Origin of the sequence: Peptostreptococcus equinus, assembly GCF_027125355.1 — a bacterium.
GTDB classification, from domain to species: Bacteria; Bacillota; Clostridia; order Peptostreptococcales; family Peptostreptococcaceae; genus Peptostreptococcus; species Peptostreptococcus equinus.
Window position 1 is genome coordinate 1,259,901 of record NZ_CP114052.1, and the last position, 19,566, is coordinate 1,279,466.

The 19,566-nt window shown below is 29.4% G+C and carries 19 protein-coding genes; 1 reads left to right on the forward strand and 18 read right to left on the reverse strand.

Annotated features, from left to right (window positions below; genetic code table 11):
• Window positions 1-8 precede the first annotated feature (8 nt).
• From O0R46_RS06285 to O0R46_RS06310, 6 genes are all read right to left on the reverse strand, one after another.
• Window positions 9-554 carry a permease gene (locus O0R46_RS06285; RefSeq protein WP_269310876.1) on the reverse strand — a complete coding sequence of 182 codons (546 nt, stop codon included), beginning with the start codon at window positions 552-554 and terminating at the stop codon, window positions 9-11.
• A gap of 38 nt (window positions 555-592) precedes the next feature.
• Window positions 593-1,084 (reverse strand): pantetheine-phosphate adenylyltransferase, encoded by a 492-nt coding sequence (gene coaD / locus O0R46_RS06290; RefSeq protein WP_269310877.1) that lies wholly within the window; start codon window positions 1,082-1,084, stop codon window positions 593-595.
• Between the two features lies 1 nt (window position 1,085).
• The gene (gene rsmD / locus O0R46_RS06295; RefSeq protein ID WP_269310878.1) at window positions 1,086-1,637 is read right to left on the reverse strand and encodes a 16S rRNA (guanine(966)-N(2))-methyltransferase RsmD; all 552 of its coding nucleotides are present in this window, start codon (window positions 1,635-1,637) and stop codon (window positions 1,086-1,088) included.
• Between the two features lie 85 nt (window positions 1,638-1,722).
• Window positions 1,723-3,777, reverse strand: a complete 2,055-nt coding sequence (gene recG / locus O0R46_RS06300) for an ATP-dependent DNA helicase RecG (protein ID WP_269310879.1) — start codon at window positions 3,775-3,777, stop codon at window positions 1,723-1,725.
• A gap of 84 nt (window positions 3,778-3,861) precedes the next feature.
• Window positions 3,862-5,538 (reverse strand): DAK2 domain-containing protein, encoded by a 1,677-nt coding sequence (locus tag O0R46_RS06305; RefSeq protein WP_269310880.1) that lies wholly within the window; start codon window positions 5,536-5,538, stop codon window positions 3,862-3,864.
• 13 nt (window positions 5,539-5,551) lie between these two features.
• Window positions 5,552-5,902 carry an Asp23/Gls24 family envelope stress response protein gene (locus O0R46_RS06310; RefSeq protein ID WP_269310881.1) on the reverse strand — a complete coding sequence of 117 codons (351 nt, stop codon included), beginning with the start codon at window positions 5,900-5,902 and terminating at the stop codon, window positions 5,552-5,554.
• Between the two features lie 160 nt (window positions 5,903-6,062).
• On the opposite strand from O0R46_RS06310, the gene rpmB reads away from it, so the two are divergent.
• Entirely contained in the window at window positions 6,063-6,251 is a 189-nt protein-coding gene (rpmB, locus tag O0R46_RS06315) for a 50S ribosomal protein L28 (RefSeq protein WP_269310882.1), read from the forward strand.
• A 155-nt stretch (window positions 6,252-6,406) separates the two neighbouring features.
• Here the strand turns inward: rpmB and O0R46_RS06320 are convergent, their stop codons facing one another.
• From O0R46_RS06320 to fmt, 12 genes are all read right to left on the reverse strand, one after another.
• Entirely contained in the window at window positions 6,407-8,785 is a 2,379-nt protein-coding gene (locus O0R46_RS06320) for a sensor histidine kinase (protein ID WP_269310883.1), read from the reverse strand.
• Window positions 8,760-9,467, reverse strand: coding sequence for a response regulator transcription factor (locus O0R46_RS06325; protein ID WP_269310884.1), 708 nt, complete (start codon window positions 9,465-9,467; stop codon window positions 8,760-8,762). Before O0R46_RS06325 ends, O0R46_RS06320 begins: the two co-directional genes overlap by 26 nt.
• Before the next feature lie 184 nt (window positions 9,468-9,651).
• Window positions 9,652-10,323, reverse strand: coding sequence for a thiamine diphosphokinase (locus O0R46_RS06330; RefSeq protein WP_269310885.1), 672 nt, complete (start codon window positions 10,321-10,323; stop codon window positions 9,652-9,654).
• 5 nt (window positions 10,324-10,328) lie between these two features.
• Window positions 10,329-10,985: a ribulose-phosphate 3-epimerase gene (gene rpe / locus O0R46_RS06335; RefSeq protein WP_269310886.1), complete on the reverse strand. Its 657-nt coding sequence runs from the start codon at window positions 10,983-10,985 to the stop codon at window positions 10,329-10,331.
• Between the two features lies 1 nt (window position 10,986).
• Window positions 10,987-11,877 (reverse strand): ribosome small subunit-dependent GTPase A, encoded by an 891-nt coding sequence (gene rsgA, locus O0R46_RS06340; RefSeq protein ID WP_269310887.1) that lies wholly within the window; start codon window positions 11,875-11,877, stop codon window positions 10,987-10,989.
• A gap of 77 nt (window positions 11,878-11,954) precedes the next feature.
• On the reverse strand, window positions 11,955-12,689 hold the full coding sequence (ymfI, locus tag O0R46_RS06345) for an elongation factor P 5-aminopentanone reductase (RefSeq protein ID WP_269310888.1): 735 nt from the start codon (window positions 12,687-12,689) through the stop codon (window positions 11,955-11,957).
• Window positions 12,690-12,763: 74 nt separating this feature from the next.
• The gene (gene pknB / locus O0R46_RS06350; RefSeq protein WP_269310889.1) at window positions 12,764-14,554 is read right to left on the reverse strand and encodes a Stk1 family PASTA domain-containing Ser/Thr kinase; all 1,791 of its coding nucleotides are present in this window, start codon (window positions 14,552-14,554) and stop codon (window positions 12,764-12,766) included.
• 11 nt (window positions 14,555-14,565) lie between these two features.
• The gene (locus O0R46_RS06355; protein ID WP_269310890.1) at window positions 14,566-15,318 is read right to left on the reverse strand and encodes a Stp1/IreP family PP2C-type Ser/Thr phosphatase; all 753 of its coding nucleotides are present in this window, start codon (window positions 15,316-15,318) and stop codon (window positions 14,566-14,568) included.
• Window positions 15,319-15,336: 18 nt separating this feature from the next.
• Window positions 15,337-16,368, reverse strand: a complete 1,032-nt coding sequence (rlmN, locus tag O0R46_RS06360) for a dual-specificity RNA methyltransferase RlmN (RefSeq protein WP_269310891.1) — start codon at window positions 16,366-16,368, stop codon at window positions 15,337-15,339.
• Window positions 16,369-16,390: 22 nt separating this feature from the next.
• Window positions 16,391-17,731 carry a 16S rRNA (cytosine(967)-C(5))-methyltransferase RsmB gene (gene rsmB, locus O0R46_RS06365; RefSeq protein ID WP_269310892.1) on the reverse strand — a complete coding sequence of 447 codons (1,341 nt, stop codon included), beginning with the start codon at window positions 17,729-17,731 and terminating at the stop codon, window positions 16,391-16,393.
• Between the two features lie 153 nt (window positions 17,732-17,884).
• Window positions 17,885-18,580 carry a zinc metallopeptidase gene (locus O0R46_RS06370; protein ID WP_269310893.1) on the reverse strand — a complete coding sequence of 232 codons (696 nt, stop codon included), beginning with the start codon at window positions 18,578-18,580 and terminating at the stop codon, window positions 17,885-17,887.
• A 55-nt stretch (window positions 18,581-18,635) separates the two neighbouring features.
• Complete coding sequence (gene fmt, locus O0R46_RS06375; RefSeq protein WP_269310894.1) at window positions 18,636-19,565, reverse strand: methionyl-tRNA formyltransferase; 930 nt, start codon at window positions 19,563-19,565, stop codon at window positions 18,636-18,638.
• Window position 19,566 lies beyond the last annotated feature (1 nt).

Below are 19,566 nucleotides of genomic sequence, written 5' to 3' on the forward strand. Positions count from 1 at the left end.
CTCCAAAACTATATTTGTGACTTATTATTTCTGACTTCTGCAAGAATTTCTGCAAGTGTAGCTTCAACACTGTCAAGTAATTCTACTGAATAACTCCTAGCCCCTGATTGCAAATCTCTAGAATATTCTGTAGCTTCTCTAATAAGTCTATCCGCTCTTTGCTTTGCTTCCTTTATTATTCTACTCTCAGATACTAACTCTTCTGCTCTAATTGTAGCCTCTTTCATCATACTTTCAATTTCCGCATCTACTTGTTTATTTTTAATTATTATCTCATCATTGCAAGCCTTGTTTTTCTGATCTCTTTCTCTTTTTGCTTCTTCTAATAAAAAATTAGCATCATTTGTAGCTGATTCTAATATAGAATCTTGCTCTCCTATTATCTTTATAGCCTTTTCTAATTCATATGGTAGGGCTTCCTTCAACTCATCTATTAAATTTAAAAACTCATCTTTATCAACACCTACTCTTTTTGATAGTGGAAAGCTTGTAGCTTCATTAAGAGCCAGCTCCATATCGTTTAATATTTCCATAATCTTTATTTGTTCGCTCATATTAACCTCCAATATAGTCTATATTAATCATTATACTTTTATTTACTAAAATCTTTATTTTTAAGTTCTCTAGCAACGCAATTAGGTACTAATCTATCTATACTTGCATTGAATTTAATTACCTCTTTGATTAAAGATGAGCTTATAAATGAATATTTTGTATTTGTTGGTAAAATCACTGTTTCTATTTCATTTTCAAGCTCTTTATTCATATGAGCCATTTGCAACTCATAATCAACATCTGCCGAAGATCTTACTCCTCTTACAAGAACTGATATATCATTATTTCTACAATAATCTATCAACAATCCATCAAAGAATATAACTTCTACATTATCCAAGTGTTGCACAGACTCTTTTATTAGATTAACCCTTTCTTCTACTGTGAATAGAGTCGATTTATTTGGATTAATCAATAGCCCAATTTTTAATTCAGCGAATAATTTTGAGGCTCTTTCAATTATATCCAAGTGTCCATTTGTTATAGGGTCAAAGCTACCTGCAAAAATAGCCCTTATATCTTTATTCATTTTATTCTCCCACTGAATAAAAAGTAAGTTTTGTTAAACCATACTTTTTTTCCTTATTTTTTTTGAGTAATGTTCCATCTACAATTTCAGTTTTTGCATCATGCTCTACTACAACTATGGTAGAGTCCTTTATTATATTAGCTACTTCTATGTTTTTTAAAACCTCTTCAAACAAACCTTCATAATAAGGAGGATCAACAAATATTATATCTATCTTTTCACCCTTAGCTTGTAATTTGGAAAGAGCCAATTTATAATCGCACTCAAACATCTCTGATTTATTCTCAAATCTAGATTTTTTTATATTCTCTTTTATTAATTTTATACTTTCTTTATCTTTATCACAAAAATAAGCTTTTCTAGCTCCTCTTGAAATACATTCTATCCCTAAAGAACCACTTCCTGAAAATAAGTCTAAGACCACGCTGTCACATATATCAAAAGATATTATATTGAACATGGACTCCTTAACCCTGTCAGTTGTAGGTCTAACTTTATCATTGGCTGGAGCGGACAATTTAAGTCCTCTTGCACTTCCAGATATAACTCTCATTAAATTGCCTCCTAGATTTTTATATCTATATAATACCATATATGCTAGTTTTTAACTAGTTTTTTTCCTTTGCCTACAAAATATATTATAAAGAAATATTACCATCAATTTCACTAAACATCTGCTCTACTTTTTGCTTTATTCCCTTATTATCCATATTATCCAAAGTTGGATCATCTGCATATATAAATCGCGCTTCTTTCTGTGCCATTCTTAGTATTTTGATATGTTTAAATAGGTTTGCCACTTTTAGTTCTGGTAATCCATGCTGTCTAGTGCCAAAGAAATCTCCCGGTCCCCTTATTTCAAGATCCTTTTCTGAAATGATAAATCCATCATTTGAGGATTCCATTATATTCATTCTCTTTTTACATATTTCAGATTTCGATGCATAAATTAGATTACAGTAAGATTTATCACTTCCTCTTCCAACTCTTCCTCTAAGCTGGTGCAACTGTGCAAGCCCAAATCTCTCTGCATTTTCTATTATCATCAAACTAGCATTTGGTACATTTACACCTACTTCAATAACTGTAGTAGCTACTAGTATATTAATTCTACCTTCCTTAAAATCATTCATTACTTCTTCTTTTTCTCTTGATTTCATCTTTCCATGAAGTAAGCCTACCTTCAAATCCTTAAAATAGTCATATTGTAGTTCTTCATAAACTTCTTGCGCAGATGAAACATCTAGAACTTCACTTTCTTCAACTAAAGGACATACTACGTATACCTGCCTACCTTTTTCAATTTGTCCTCTTACATTATTTAAATACATCCATTCTCTTTTGCTTTTTTCAATAGCTAAAGTTTCTATTGGTTTTCTACCTGGTGGTAATTCATCTATAATGGATATATCCAAATCTCCGTATAATATTAAAGCAAGTGTCCTTGGAATAGGAGTAGCAGTCATTACCAAAATATCAGGATTTTTACCTTTGTCACTTAGCTTAGATCTTTGTCTTACTCCAAAACGATGTTGCTCATCTGTAATTACCAGCCCCAATTTTTTGAATTTTACCCTTTCTTCTATCAAAGAATGTGTTCCTATTATAATGTCAATATCTCCATTTTCCAACTTTTCTAAAATTTCACTTGTTCTCTTTTTTGTAAGACTACTTGTGAGCATCTCTATTTTTACATCAGAGTTATAGAAAAATTCTATAAAACCTTCATAGTGCTGATTAACTAATATTTCTGTAGGTGCCATATACGCTCCCTGGTATCCATTTAAAACGCAATTTGCCAATGCCAACTGTGCAACTACTGTCTTTCCACTACCTACATCACCTTGTATCAATCTATTCATTACTTTTTTCGATGACATATCCTCCAATATTTCATCAAGCACTTTGCTTTGTTTCATAGTTAGTTTAAAAGGTAGTCTATCTTCAAACTTACTTAAATCATCGCTACTTTTAAATTGAATGCCCTCTTCAATTTTATTGCCTGCTTTTATAGCAAAAAGACCTAGTTGTAAAAACAATAATTCTTCAAATATAAGCCTAAAAAGTGCAATTTTGACATTCTCCTTTACATCTGGAAAATGCATATTTTTTACAGCGAAATTTATATCACATAGGGCGTATTTATCTCTAAGCCACTTTGGCATATATTCCTTTATTTTTATATCTGAACTATCAAAAATATTTCTTATTATTCCAATTATATCTTTATTTGTTACACCTTGTGTAAGCTTATATACAGGCATAATCACACCTATATTTTTATCCAGCCTATCATATTCAATCTCGCAATTATGCATTTCTATTTTATCATTTACCATTTTAACGCTTCCGAATATCTTTATCCTGTCTCCCACTCGAAAAGTATTTTTTATATATGCTTTATTAAAAAATACAATTTTGCATGTTCCAGTATCATCTGAGATAGTAATTTCAGTAATATCCATTCTCCTAGGTCTAAAATTACTGATTCTATCAATTTTTCCCACTACGCTTATTTTTTCGGAATCCACTAGCTGAATTATTTTTTTCGTTCTACTTCTATCTTCAAATTGTCGAGGAAAATTAAAAATAGCATCTTCAATTGTGTATATGCCTAATTTAGCCATTTTCTGTGCTTTTTTTGGTCCAACGCCTTTTACGTATTGTATATCTTCAGTTAAAATACTATACATATATACCTCCTACAATTTTACATTTCATATTAATAGATAATTATAAAAAAGAGCTACATATGTAGCTCTTATCTAAACTAAATTTTATTCTACTGAAATTAAGTAATAGTAAAGTGGTTGACCACCATAATAAAGCTCAACATCTACATCATCAAACTTTTCTTGTATCTTTTCAGCGAATGCTCTAGCATTGTCTTCTTCTACATCTTCACCATAGTAAAGAGTTATTATAGCTGAATCTTCATCAATCATTTTATCTATCATTCTTTCAGTTACTTCAGAAATATCTTTACCTGATGATGCAAGCTTCTTTGCAGTAATAGCTATGATATCTCCTTGTTTAACTTCTATACCGTCCATAGTTGTATCTCTTACAGCATATGTTACTTCACCAGATTTAATAGATTCCAATGCTGTAATGAAATTATCTAAATTTGCCTTAGGCTCTATATCTGGATTAAAATTAATTAGAGATCCTATTCCCTGTGCTATATTCTTTGTAGGTACAACTAATACATTTTTTTCAGACAATTCTTGAGCTTGATTAGCTGCCATTATAACATTAGAATTATTAGGTAATATAAATATATTATCTGCATTTATCATCTCTATAGCATTCATAAAATCTTCTGTGGAAGGGTTCATTGTCTGTCCGCCTTCTATAACTATATCTACTCCTAATTCATCAAATATATCAGACAACCCTCTTCCCATAGCTGTGGTAATGAAACCATATTTTTTCTTTTCTTGTTGTTTTGATATTTCTTCAGGATTAGAAACTTGTTCAACTTCTTCAGTATCTTTTGTTTTTTCTTCTTCGCTAAGTATTAGATTTTCATGCTGAACTCTCATATTTTCTATCTTAGTAGTCAAAAGCTGACCATACTTTAAAGCTTCCTGTAATACAGATCCAGGATTATTGGTATGAACATGTACTTTTATCACTCCATCATAACCCACTACTGCAAGGCTATCCCCATATTCAAGCATAATATCTCTAATTGTCTCTACTTTTACTGTATCAGAATCCAATATAAATTCAGTACAGTATCCAAATTTTATATCCTCACTATTTATTGAGTTAGCTCCTATATTAGTTTCTGTTTTACTCTCTCCGTTTGTATTTACTTCTATTAGCTCAATGTCTTTTCCTCTAAGTGTAGATAGCATACCTTCATATACACATACTAATCCCTTACCACCTGAATCGACTACACCAGCATCTTTTAAATTCTTTAACAACTCTGGTGTCTTTTCTAAAGACTTGTTTGCTTCTACAACAAACTGATTCATAAACTTAAGTAGGTTATCATTCTTTTTTGAATCTTTTACTGCAAATTCACTTGATTCTCTTACAACTGTTAGTATTGTCCCTTCTATAGGCTTAATTACAGCTTTATAAGCAGTATCTGATCCGCTTTTAAATGCATTGGCAAGATCTCCTATACTTAGAGTCTTCTTTCCTTCAACTGATTTTGCTATACCTCTTATTATCTGTGATAGGATAACTCCAGAGTTACCTCTAGCTCCCATTAACGATCCTTTTGATAGAGCTTTTCCTATTTCAGTTATATCATCTGATTGAACTTTATTAAGTTCCTTTATTGCCGATGAAATAGTCATAGACATATTAGTTCCTGTATCCCCATCAGGAACAGGAAATACGTTTAGTTCGTCTATAATTTCCTTATTATTTTGAAGATTATTTGCCCCTGAAATGAACATCTTTCTAAATAATCTTCCATCAATCCTATTATTCATTCTTTTCCTCCTGTTATTTGACCCTTATTCCCTGTACATTTACTGTAACTTGGTTTACCTTAATAGCAGAATAAGTTTCAACAGTATATTTAATTCTCTCAATGATGTTATTTGCAACAGTCGTGATATTTGTTCCATATTGTAAAATTACAAATATTTCAATATCTATCTGATTTTCACTAATTTCTATTATATTAACACCTTTTGTTGCGTTTTCTCCTTTTAGTAACTCTACAATACCTTTTGACTTAGAAGAGAAACCTACCAGACCGTAGCTTTCAACTGCTGCCTTATATGTAAGTTGAGCAAGAACATGCTTATCGATTTCAATTTTACCTAATTCATTATTTAATACTGAGCTCATATCTTACCTCCTAATAATATATATGCACAATTCTAGTACATACACTATATTATACAAAAAAACTTCTAATATTGCAATTTTTACTTGATTTTTTTTTAGCACTATGATATTATTAAATATGTTTTTAGGCTTAATATCATATTATTAAGGAGGTGTAAGTATGTCAAGAGTGTGTAGCGTGTGCGGAAAAGGCAGAGTTTCAGGAAACAATGTAACTCACTCAAACAAGCATAACAAGAGAACTTGGTCAGCAAACTTAAGAACTGTTAGAATAGTGGAAAATGGAACACCAAAGAAGGTTTCTGTTTGTACAAGATGTTTACGTTCAGGAAAAGTTGAAAGAGCATAATAAATTAAGGGTTCAATCTATAAATAGATAGATTGAACTTTTTTTATATTAACTATTTATTAAAATTAAAACTATATAGTAACTTTATTTGTATAAAAACCTAGGCTATACTAAAGTATAGCCTAGGTTTTTATACAAATAAAGTTTAGATTATATTAAATTTCTGCCTTAGGGAATGAAATAATAACTTTGAACAAATCACCATCAAGTTTTATTTTGAATTTTCCTCCTTGTATTTCAGTATAGGATTTTGCTATTGAAATACCTAGCCCAGAACCTTCAGTATTTCTTGATTTATCTCCTCTTTTAAATCTTTCCATTACTTCATCTGCTTCAAAGTCTATTTCAGTAGCAGATATATTTCTAAATACTATATCTACTATATTATCTTGTTCTATTATATCTAGATATGCTCTACTATTTTCCATAGCATATTTAGATATATTTACTAATAAATTTTCAAAAATTCTATATGTTCTTTCTCCATCAATATTCACTATTACTTTTTGTTGTGGATATTTTGTTATCAATACAACATTCTTCGAATTTAACCTATCAGATATTTCTCCAATTGTCTGTTTAGTCAATTCTACTATATCCAAAGGGGCCATTTCTAATTTTATATTGCCCGTTTGAGCTTTAGAAATTTCAAATATATCATCAATTAGTAATTTCAATCTTTCTGATTTTCTATAAATTGTATCAATATATTTTTTGTTTTCTTCACCAACATTTGAATTTCTAAGTAAATCAGCATAAGAAATTATTGATGTTAGTGGTGTTTTTAAATCATGAGATACATTTGAAATTAATTCGCTTTTCATTCTCTGACTCTTTATTTCTTCTTGTACAGACATTTTATAGGCAAGTTGCAAGCTTATAAGTTGTCTTTTTAGTTCTTCATATACACCCACATCTTCATTTATTATATCTTTGTCTAATTTACCATTTGCTAAATCCCTAGTAAGACCAACTAATTTTTCATAATCATCGTTGCTATCACTAAGTTCTTTCATAACTATTTTAATATAAAATGCAACTACAATTACATAAATAACTATACTTATTATCCATGGAATAAAATTATTCGGACTTGTTATTGCCAAGGCAATGGAACCTATAATTCCGATTATAACACCTATTAAACACATCCTATTTATTCTATTTTTAAAGTCAGCATTTATTATGCCTAATATAAACTTACAAGTATTTTTACAAATTATTGATAATATCAAGATTATAGCACTTCTCTGCTTGAAATATTTTACCACACCAGATTCCAAAATTTTTTTAAATAACAATGTTAGTATTACCACAGACATAAAAATAATAAACCAATATGATATATTTAAAAAATTTACTATCTGCTTAGCTAGATTAATTCCTATATCTTTAGAAATTATAGATTTTAATAAATTACCAGTAATAGTCTCTCTTACTATTCTTATAGGTACATCATTACTCATAAGAGACCTCTCTACAAAATAAAATATTATTAAAATCAATTCAAATGGCAATTTAAATATTGATTTAATACCTCTAAATCCGCTTATTAATTTAGATGGTGTTAGTATAAGTATAACTACTATTGCTAGTATAATATTTCTGCCCAATGTTTCTATTGTGGCATATGAATTTCTTTCGTGTCTATTTATATAGGAACTTATCGTATCATTTTTACTATAAAATGAATTGTCAATTGACTTTGGTATTGCATATATAAACCTTGTATTTTTTATAGATTCTACTTTAAAGTCAGAAAAACTTTCCGAGTATTCAATATCACTAAGTGCATATATTTCACCCAAATTTTTATCAGATTCTAAATTCAAAAAATAATTATTCATCTTCTCAAAATCTAATCCTTGACTATATACCAATTTATATTGACCTTTAGCATCATAATCCATCACTAAAAAATTAATAAAATTCTTTTTTATATAATCATCAGTTTCTTCATATGAATTTTTTATTTGATTATAATTTTCTTTATCCTTATCTGCTTTTCTAAAATTGTCTATATTATCAATTGTAGATTTAAAATCATAGTTTGTAATTTTATATCCTGTATCTTTATTTATAGACATGTACTTTATATTACCATCAGAATTCAAAATAAAATTACTAATACCATCAAATACATTATCAAATGAATTCCTTACTGTTTCATAATCTAGTTTGGATGAGTAATAGTCTACATCGATATTTGCAATCATAGAATCAATTGTATCTTTCGTTAGATAAAGTTCAGAGGGTCTAAGCAGTTTATTATTCTCTGATTGATACTTTTTGTAATATAAATAATAATTGGAATAGAAGATATCAGAAGCGTAATCTCTATTCTCAAATGTATTTGTGTTATTTTCTTTTAACTTTATTTCTACATTATGATACCTATATATCATAAAAAAAGACAATAAAAGTATTATAACTGCCACTACGGCAGTTACAACATTATCTTTTTTTCTATCTTGGTCATTTTCCAATAATTCGCCTTTTAGTTTTTTTCTATGCTTTGTCAATTTTATATCCAACGCCCCACACCACCTTTAGGTACCTTGGATTTTTTGAATCCAATTCTATCTTTTCTCTAATATTTCTAATATGTACCATTACTGTATCTGTATTGATAGCAGTTTCATTCCATACTTTTTCATATATCTCTTCAGATGAAAATACTCTACCTGGATTTTTCATAAGTAAATTCAATATCTTAAATTCTATGGGAGTTATTTTAATATTAACTCCATCTACTGAAACACTACGAGTATTTTCATTTAATTCTAGGCCTCCTATTACATAGGCATCTTCTTTGTTATCATCTGCATCACCACTAAAATTTAAATACTTTGTATATCTTCTAAGTTGAGAATTTACCCTTGCCAATAATTCTAACGGCTTGAATGGTTTATTTACATAGTCGTCGGCTCCTACATTAAGACCCATAATCTTATCTACTTCTTCATTTTTTGCCGATAGTATTATTACAGGAAAATTATATTTTTCTCTTAATTTTATTATCATAGATGTACCATCCATAATAGGCATCATTATATCTACCAATGCTAAATGAATTTCATTTTTTTCTATTTGTTCCAATCCCTCTTGTCCGTTTGAAGCCTTGATTATATTGTAGCCTTGATTTTTTAGATATATCTCTATAGCTTCAGCTATTTCTTTTTCATCCTCAACTACTAAAATATTATACGTATTCATAAATAACCTCCAATTAACAAAAGTATAAACTATTTTTATTTTTTAACTAAATATCTCAGTCATTTCAATGGCTAATCTACCATTAATATATGCTACTATCTTTATTCTTAATACTTTTTTATGATTAATGATGAGACTAGAGCTAATTAACTTTTTATTGCTCTCACTAAATTTTATCTTTTTATTAAGCATCTTTATCATATTTGACTATAAGTAAAGAACCGTCTCTTACATTAATGTGACATACATCCTCTAGCATAGTATTTGATATTCCTCTGGGTCTAGAGTATTCCATGTCAAATTCATTCAATGGATATTCAAGCCCACATAAGGTTACACCATTTGCATTTCCACCTACTGGTATAGTTGATACTATATTTCCTTTTTTCCCTCTAATAGTCAATTCATCATTTTCAAGTAAATAAATTTCTTCGTTCTCAGAAAGTATTCTTGAATAAGCATTTTGTTTAGCTATATATTTCAATAATAGTACATTGGCTATTTCATGATCTATTCTACCACCCAGAGCCCCATATATATCAATTAATACAGCCCCTTCCTCACAGGCCAACAATACTGCAAGTTCAGTATCAGTCTCATTTTTCTTTTCTGGATATTTTTTTTTATTAACACCTAAGTTGATAAATTTATCTAGAACTTCCTTATCAATTGAATCCATATCTCCTACCATATGATTAGGAACTATATTTAATTTATCCAAATGATTACATCCACCATCTACCCCAATAATAATATCATATTTCATATCATTCAAGATGGTAGAAACTTTATTATAATCTGTTATTACTCCATTAAGCACAAGACATGCTTTTTTCGCAGTATAAAATCTGTCCATAAAAATTAATCTTCCTTTACTGAATTTCTTAACCCTCTTACCGCTTGGTTTATATCTTCTTTACCAAAAATTGCAGAACCAGCTACTAAAATATCCGCTCCAGCTTGAACTAACATATTAATATTATCTTTATTTACCCCACCATCGACTTGAATCTCAATATCAAGCTTTCTATCTTTTATCATTTTTTTTAATTCTTTTATCTTATTTAATGTTTCTGGTATAAACTTCTGCCCTCCAAACCCTGGATTTACTGACATAAGTAGAACCATATCAATATCTTCTAAAACATGTTTGATTGTTTCAACTGGTGTTGCCGGATTTAATACTACTCCTGCCTTAATATTATGCGACTTAATATTTTGTATTGTTCTATGTAAATGCTTACAAGCTTCTTGGTGTACAGTAATAATATCAACACCTGCATCAGCTAAATCGCCTATATACATATCAGGATTTTCAATCATAAGATGTGCATCAAATACCATATTAATATCTTTTCTTATACTTTTTATAATTTGTGGTCCAAAAGTAATATTAGGTACAAAATGCCCGTCCATAACATCTAAGTGCAGATACTCGCAACCTGCTTTTTCAACTTTCTTGCAGTCTTCTAATAACCTAGAAAAATCTGCTGATAATATAGATGGTGCTAATTTCATATTATTTCCTCCTGTATCTTTCCTTTGATTTAATAATTTCATCAAGTATTTGTATATAACTATCATATCTTCTTTTAGAAATTTTTCCTTCTTTTACAGCCTCTTTTACTGCACATTCAGGTTCATTTTTATGTATACATTTATTTCCAAACCTACAATTATCAAAATTTCTAAATTCTATAAAATATTCCTTTAATAAATCTGGATCCACTTCCGTTATATCTAAAGAACTAAATCCAGGAGTATCTGCTACAATTGCATTTTTACCAATAGTATAGAGTTGTGCATGTCTTGTTGTATGCTTACCTCTTCCTAATTTTTGAGATATTTCTGCAGTTTTCAAGTTAAATTTTGGTTCTATAGCATTTAAAATACTAGATTTTCCAACTCCTGATTGACCTGCAAATACTGATATACTATCTTCTAACTCATTTAATAATTTATTTATATTTTCTCCTGTTTGTGCACTTACTGATATTACTTTATATCCAATATTTGTAAATTCTTCTTCTATATTTTTTCTAATATCATTATCATCTAAATCTGTTTTAGTTAAAACTATTATTATTTCTAAATTTTCCATCTCAGAAAAAATTATAAATTTATCAAGCAAAGTCAAATTTGGCTTCGGCGCTTTAATTGCAAAGGTAATCATAACTTTTTCTATATTTGCTATTGGTGGTCTAACCAGTTCAGATGTTCTAGGATAAATCTCATCTATTACTCCCTTTAATTCTACTGTATCTAAAACCGTAATCTTTACTTTATCACCAACCAAAGGTGTTATTTTATTTTTTCTAAAAAGACCTCTTGCCTTACATTCATAAATTTTATCTGCTACTTTTACATAATAAAAACTACTTATTCCTTTAATTATAATTCCTTCTAACATTATACCTCCAAATAGTCAATCATATTAATATGATAACATAATAGAGTTTTCAAATAAAGTATTATAAATAATTTATTCTATATAACAAAGCCCCCATTGCTACTAAATACTTGACCAGTTATAAAATCTGCCTTACTAGATGCTAAAAATATAGTTAAATTGGATATATCTTTTGCACTCCCGAGCTTCATGAGTGGTGTTTGATTCTTTAATGACTCTATATCTTCTGCCTTATAGTCATTCATCATATCTGTCATTATTACACCTGGTGCTATGGCATTTACATTTATATTACATGGACCAACCTCTTTTGCTAGTGCTTTTGTAAAACCATTTACAGCTGCTTTTGATGTAGAATAGGCCACTTCACATGAAGCTCCACATATACCCCACATAGAACTTATATTTATTATTTTTCCTGAATGCTGGCTAATCATTATTTTTAAGGCTTCTTTTGAACATATAAAAACAGACTTTACATTTGTATCCATAATATTATCCCATTTTTCTACATCCATATCAGTAACTAAACCTTCATATGATATTCCAGCATTATTTATCAATAAATCTAACCTTTTATATTTTTCATTTATATATTTAAACATTGATGCTATTTCATCTACTTTTGATACGTCAGCCTTATATATATGAGCATCATACTTTTTATAAACTAATTCATCTAATAATTCCTTAGCTTTATCTTCAGATTTATTATAGTTAATTATCAGTCTATAACCTTCTTTGGCAAGATCTAGACATATTTGTCTGCCAATACCTCTTGATCCTCCTGTTACCAGAGCAACTTTGTCCATATTATCTCTCCATTCTACTTTAAATTATAAAAAAAGAGTTACCTAATGATAACTCTTTTTTTATTACACTATTATTAATTGTTGTCGATAGTATTTCCCGATGTTGTACCTGAATTACCACCGGTACCAGTACCTGGGGTAATTTGATCTCCTGGATTAGTGTTATTATTATTGTTATTATTATTGTTGGTATTAGGTTTTGTGTTTGAATTTGTGTTGCTATTATTTGTATCTGTATTATTATTTTCTGAATCATCTATAATACTAGGTTCTTCCACCTTCTTTTCTCTACCTTTACTAACAATTAAAGATACTTTTTGACCTTCTTCATTTGATCCACCAACTAAACTCTGTTTTAATACTGTACCCTCTGGAGCACTATTATATTCATACTTAACATTTCCCAACAGTAATCCATTATCATTAAGAAGTTTTTCTGCCTGAGAAAGGCTTAATCCTATTACATTAGGTACTGGAACCTTGCTAGCTCCACTACTTACTACAACATTTACAGAATCACCTTTCTTCAAATGTGTCTTAGGACTCGGTGATTGACTAATTATTTGACCTTCTGGTATCTTTGAACTTGATTCCCTTGACTGAACTACTAATTTTAGACCAGCCTCATCTAGTGCACTTTGTGCTTGATCTACATTCATCTCTACCAAATTAGGAACTATAGCTTCCTCAGTAGATTGATGATTTCCAAATGGATTAAATCCAAAATATTTAGCTGCTACAACACCATAGCCCAATAAAATTAATATCAGTATCACAGCTATTATTTTTAGCCTTCTTCTTGCCTTTGGAGATTCTTTTTTAGCTTTCTTCTTGTCTTTTTTAGACTTTTTAGTTTTTATATCATCTTCATATTCATCTTCATAATATGCATCATCTTCGTAATCGTCATAATAATCGTCATCGTAATAATCATCATCTTCTTCATTATTTATCTCTGGCTTTCTTCCATAAAAATAACTTAAATCACGATCTGACATATTTCCTTTTGCAAAAGTGTCATAATCTTTCATATAAGAAAGATCAATATTTCTCTCTACATATTCAATATCTTCTATTAAATCTTCTGCTCTAAGATATCTATTCTCTGGATCTTTGTCAGTTAGCTTTGTTATTATTGTTCTTACACTCTTAGGTATTCTTACTACTTCTTCTTCTGTAAATCCAACATTCTCATTAATATGCTTTAATGCAATTGATATTGGACTATCTCCATTGAATGGTACTCTTCCTACTATCATTTCATATAGAACTATACCTAAAGAATATAAATCAGCATTACTTGTCAAATGCTTACCCTTTGCCTGTTCTGGAGAAATATAGTGTACCGAACCAATCACACTACCCATATTAGTCATAGTTGAACTACTAACTGCCTTTGCTATACCAAAATCGGCTACCTTTACCTGTCTACCATCTTTAGAAATTAGTATGTTGTGGGGTTTGATGTCTCTATGAATAATACCATTTCTATGGGCAGCGCTAAGTGCCTGAGCTATTTGTTTTGCTATATCAAGTGCTGTATATTCTTCTAATGAGCCTTCTTCTTGAATAATTTCTTTTAAATTTTGCCCATCTACATATTCCATTACAATATAATGAACTTTACCATCTTCTCCAACATCATACACATTAACAATATTTGGATGTGATAATGATGCAACGGCTTCTGCTTCCCTTTTAAACTTTACAAGAAATTCTTGATCATCGACGAATTCAGGTCTCAATACTTTGACAGCCACTACTCTATTTAATAGTTTATCCTTAGCTTGGTATACAAATGCCATACCACCATCGCCAATTTTTCTTAAAATTTCATATCTATTTCCCAATACGGTTGCTCCCATAATAACACCTCCTATATTGAAACTATTATTACAGTAACATTGTCCTTGCCAGACTGCTCATTTGCAAGTTCGACTAAATTATCTGCAATATCATTTAACTCACTATCCATTGATAACACATTTTCGATTCTGTATTTTTCAACGGCTCCGGTTAGTCCATCTGTAGCTAATAAAAGTTTATTACCTTCTTCTAATTCTACTGTAAATACATCGACTATTACCACTGGCTCAGTACCAACTGCCCTAGTTATTTTATTTCTATCAGGATGAATTCTAGCTTCTTCCTCAGTTATTATGTTAGCTTTTACATATTCTTCTACAATTGAATGATCTACAGTAATTTTTTCAAGCTTCCCAGCTCCCTTATACAAATAACATCTACTATCGCCTACATTAGCTATATATGCTTTATTTTCATAAACTATAGCCATTGTTAATGTAGTTCCCATACCATCATAAGTCGCATCATCTTGTGCTTTATCATATATAAGATTATTTACCGTATTATAAGCCTGAATTATTAAATCATCCAAATACTCAGTTTTTATTTCTTCATTATTATCAAAATTATTATTAAAAAATTCAATAATATTATCTACTGCTAGCTGACTGGCTACCTCCCCTTTGTTGTGGCCACCCATACCATCTGCAATGGCAAAAACTCCTACTTCTTTGCCCTCACATATTTCAATTATTTCCCCTTTGCAATAGTCTTCATTATTCTTTCTAACCATTCCAATGTGGGATGTACACACAAAATCCATATAGTTCCTCCTCACAAGTTACTTAAATTTTCTTCTAAGCTGACCACAAGCACCACCTATATCTGATCCCATAGAATTTCTTATAGTAACTGGTATCCTATTCTTTTCCAAATAATTTTTAAATCTATTTATATACTCAATTTTTGGTTTTTCATAATCCCTTTCCTCTATAGGGTTTACAGGGATTAAATTCACATGACAAAGCATTCCCCTAAGCAATTCAACCAATCTTGCTGCTTCTTTGTCAGAATCATTTTTATCTTTGATAAGAGAATATTCGAATGTTATTCTCCTATTAGTTTTCTCAATATAATACCTACACACTCCCATAATATCTTCAATTTTATATTTGTTTGCTACAGGCATTATTTCTCTTCTTTTATCGTCAAAAGGAGAGTGAAGTGATATTGCTAAATTTATAGGTATCTGTAAATCTGCAAGTTTTTCAATTCTATCAACTAATCCACAAGTTGAGAGTGTTATATGTCTATTTCCTATATTTAATCCATTTTCTTCGTTTACTAACTTCAAAAATCTTATTGAATTATCATAGTTATCAAGTGGTTCACCACTTCCCATCATTACTATATTTGAAACTCTTTTACCTAAATTTTCTTGAACTTTCATTATTTGATCAAGTATTTCCCAAGCTTCTAAATTTCTAATTAAACCATCGACTGTAGATGCACAGAAGTTACACCCCATTCTACATCCTACTTGATTTGAAACACATACGGTTAATCTATTTTCATACTCCATAGCAACAGTTTCTATTATGTTACCATCGTTTAATAAAAAAAGATACTTTTTTGTATTATCAACTTTTGATTCAAATTTTTCTTCTATTTCAATGTTTCCAATAATTGAGTTTTCTCTTAGTTTTCGTCTTATATTTTTTGGGATATTATTCATTTGGTCAAAATCTTTAATATCTCTATAAATCCAAGAGAAAATCTGTTTTCCTCTAAATTTTGGCAAACCTAAAGAAACAATAAAATCTACTAACTCTAGCTCTGTTAAATTCTTCAGAACAAGCTTTTCTCCATACATTATACCACACCTCTATTAATTTTTAAATTTTTTTCATTCTACAAATAAAGAAGCCATCCATTTTTACCTTATTAGGTAATATATTTATATATGCATTCTCATATTTATTTATAAATTCCAGATTGTTTATTATATCCAATTCAAATTCTTTATTATTTTCTAAAAACTTATTTATTATATCTATATTTTCTTCTTTGAATATAGTACAAGTGGAGTATATTATTACTCCTCCTTTTTTTAAATATTTACTGGCATTTTCTAATATATTATACTGTATTTTTGGTAATTCTTGTAGATCTTCTTCCTTCTTATATTTAATTTCTGGCTTACGTCTTACTATTCCCATACCTGAACAAGGTACATCACATAGTATGTAATCAAAAGAATCCAACTTATTCTGATCTAATTTTAAAGCATCCGAAATCGAACATATATTATTTTTTACCCCTAATCTTTTAACATAGGATTTAATAAGTTTTATTTTATGTTTATATATATCACACGAAATTACTTGTCCACTATTTTCAAGCATTTCACATATATGCATTGATTTTCCACCAGGTGCTGCACATACATCTAGTACTTTTACATCTTTATTAGGATTTAAAGCCTTAGCTACCATCATTGAACTAAGATCTTGTACGCTAATATATCCATTTCTAAAAAGTATATTGTCTTCTATTGATTTAATATTCTCAACTTCTAATGCTTCATTAACATCTTCTACTTCTCTTACACTTATTTTCTCTTTTTCAAGTTCAGATATTATATATTTTTTTAAATCTTCAAAGGAATTAAATTCATTTTTTTTCAACATATTTATTCTTAAGTAAATCCTTGGTTTTAAAGATAGGGATTTTACAATATCTATGGCCTCATTGAAACCATATTGCTCAACTAATTTTTCTACTATCCATCTTTCAAAGGAATATTTTATAGAAATATTTTCTATAGAATCCTCTTTAAGTACTCTTATTTTTTCCTTATCTCGTGCTATGTTTCTAAGCACAGCATTTACAAAACCTGAAGACTTATAATCAATTTTCTTTATAATTTTTACTGACTCATTAATTGAAGCATAATCTTTACTTCCCTGTAAAAAAATCAACTGATATACACCCATTCTTAAAACTATTTTTACAGAATGAGCCATCTTTTTGACCTTTATCTTAGAATATTGATTTATTATATAATCTAAGTAAATTTTATTTTCTAAAACACCATATACAAGTTCTGTGGTAAACCCTCTATCCGAATCATTTAATTTACTATCCCTCAAAAAAGAGTTTAATGAAATATTAGAATAATTTTTATTAATTTCAATATCCATCAACACTCTGTATGCTAGCTTTCTTGCTGTCATATTATCTCCTCACACGTATAATATGACTATATGTTCAACATATAGTCATATTATAAATCACTAATATCTCTAATAACTCTTAATTACTTATTGCTAATATTTATATTAATACTTATATTATTAATATAAGTATATTTAAATTAATAATAAATATTAATCATCACTTCCCATTCTTGCTATCAATACTAACCTAAGTAACTGAAGTATTGATGAAAGAGCTGCTGCCACATATGTAAGTGCCGCTGCACTTAAAACTCTTCTACATTCTCTGTTTTCATCATCGCTTGATATACCTAATGCTTCAAGTTGCTTTATAGCTCTACTAGATGCATTAAATTCAACTGGTAAAGTTACAATTTGGAACAATACTGTTGCAGCAAACAACATAATCCCTATGTACAAAAACCTAGGACTAACTAGAAATCCAGCCATAATTACTATCCAAGAAGCTGATGATGCGAAATGTACTACTGGTACAATTGCTGTCCTAAAAGTAAGTGGAAAATAACCCTTGCTGTGCTGTAGGGCATGTCCACATTCATGAGCTGCCACAGATATAGAAGTTATTGAATTTCCATGATAAACTTCTTCAGATAATGAAACTGTCTGATTTCTAGGATCATAATGGTCACTCAATACACCACCAACTGGATATATAGGTATATGACTTAATCCATTACTATCTAAAATTCTTCTTGCCACATCAAATCCAGTCATTCCTCTTTGTGATCTTACTTTAAAATATTTGTTTGTAACTGATTTTACTTTAAAAGATGCATATAAAGATATCAAAATAGCTGGTATCATCAATAGCATAGTACTGTCATAAAAACCATATGGATAATACATTAATCCACCTCATTTCTTTCCTAATAACATTATTATTAATATTAATAGTTTAAAATTAATTTAAGCTTGACCCTACCTCTATCTTATTGCCTTTTATATATTCAGATACTTGCATTCTCTTTTTATTTGGCATTTGAATCTCACTTATATTAAGTATACCCTCTTTGCATGAAATTCTAATACCATTTTTATCAACAGATAAAATTTTACCTGGTTCTTGTTCTGAATTTTTATTTTCTACAGAGGATTTCCATATTTTCATCTTTTGGTCATTATATATTGACCATGCTCCAGGCCATGGAACTACCCCTCTTATTAGATTATGTAAGTCGTTAGCTTTTTTATTAAAATCTAAATGACCTAAATCTTTATCCATTAATGGTGCATAGTTTGATAATGAATCATCTTGTTTTATTCTTTTATTTGTACCGGCTTCAATATCCTTTATAGTATCTATTAGCAATTCAGCGCCTTGTACCATCATTATATCATGTAACTGACCAGCATTTATTTCATTATCTAGTTCAAACTCCTTAGTAGATATAATATCTCCTGTATCAAGCCCTTCATCCATATACATTATTGTTACACCAGTTTTCTTTTCACCATTTATAATAGCCCAATTTATAGGTGCTGCACCCCTATATTTAGGAAGTAAAGATACATGAATATTTATACATCCAAACTTTGGCAATTCTAGAAGTTCTTTTTTTAGAATTTGGCCAAATGCAATAACTACTATTAAATCTGGATTAATTTCTTTCATTCTCTTCATAAAACCAGTTTCAGTAGTCTTATTAGGTTGCAATATTTCAATATTTTTTTCTATAGCAAACTCTTTTACTGGAGAATATGCTAATTTCTTGCCCCTACCTTTAGGTCTATCTGGCTGAGTAACTACAGCACATACTTCATGCTCACTATTTACTAGTTTTTCTAGGGATGGTACTGCAATATCTGGTGTGCCCATGAAAACTATACGCATA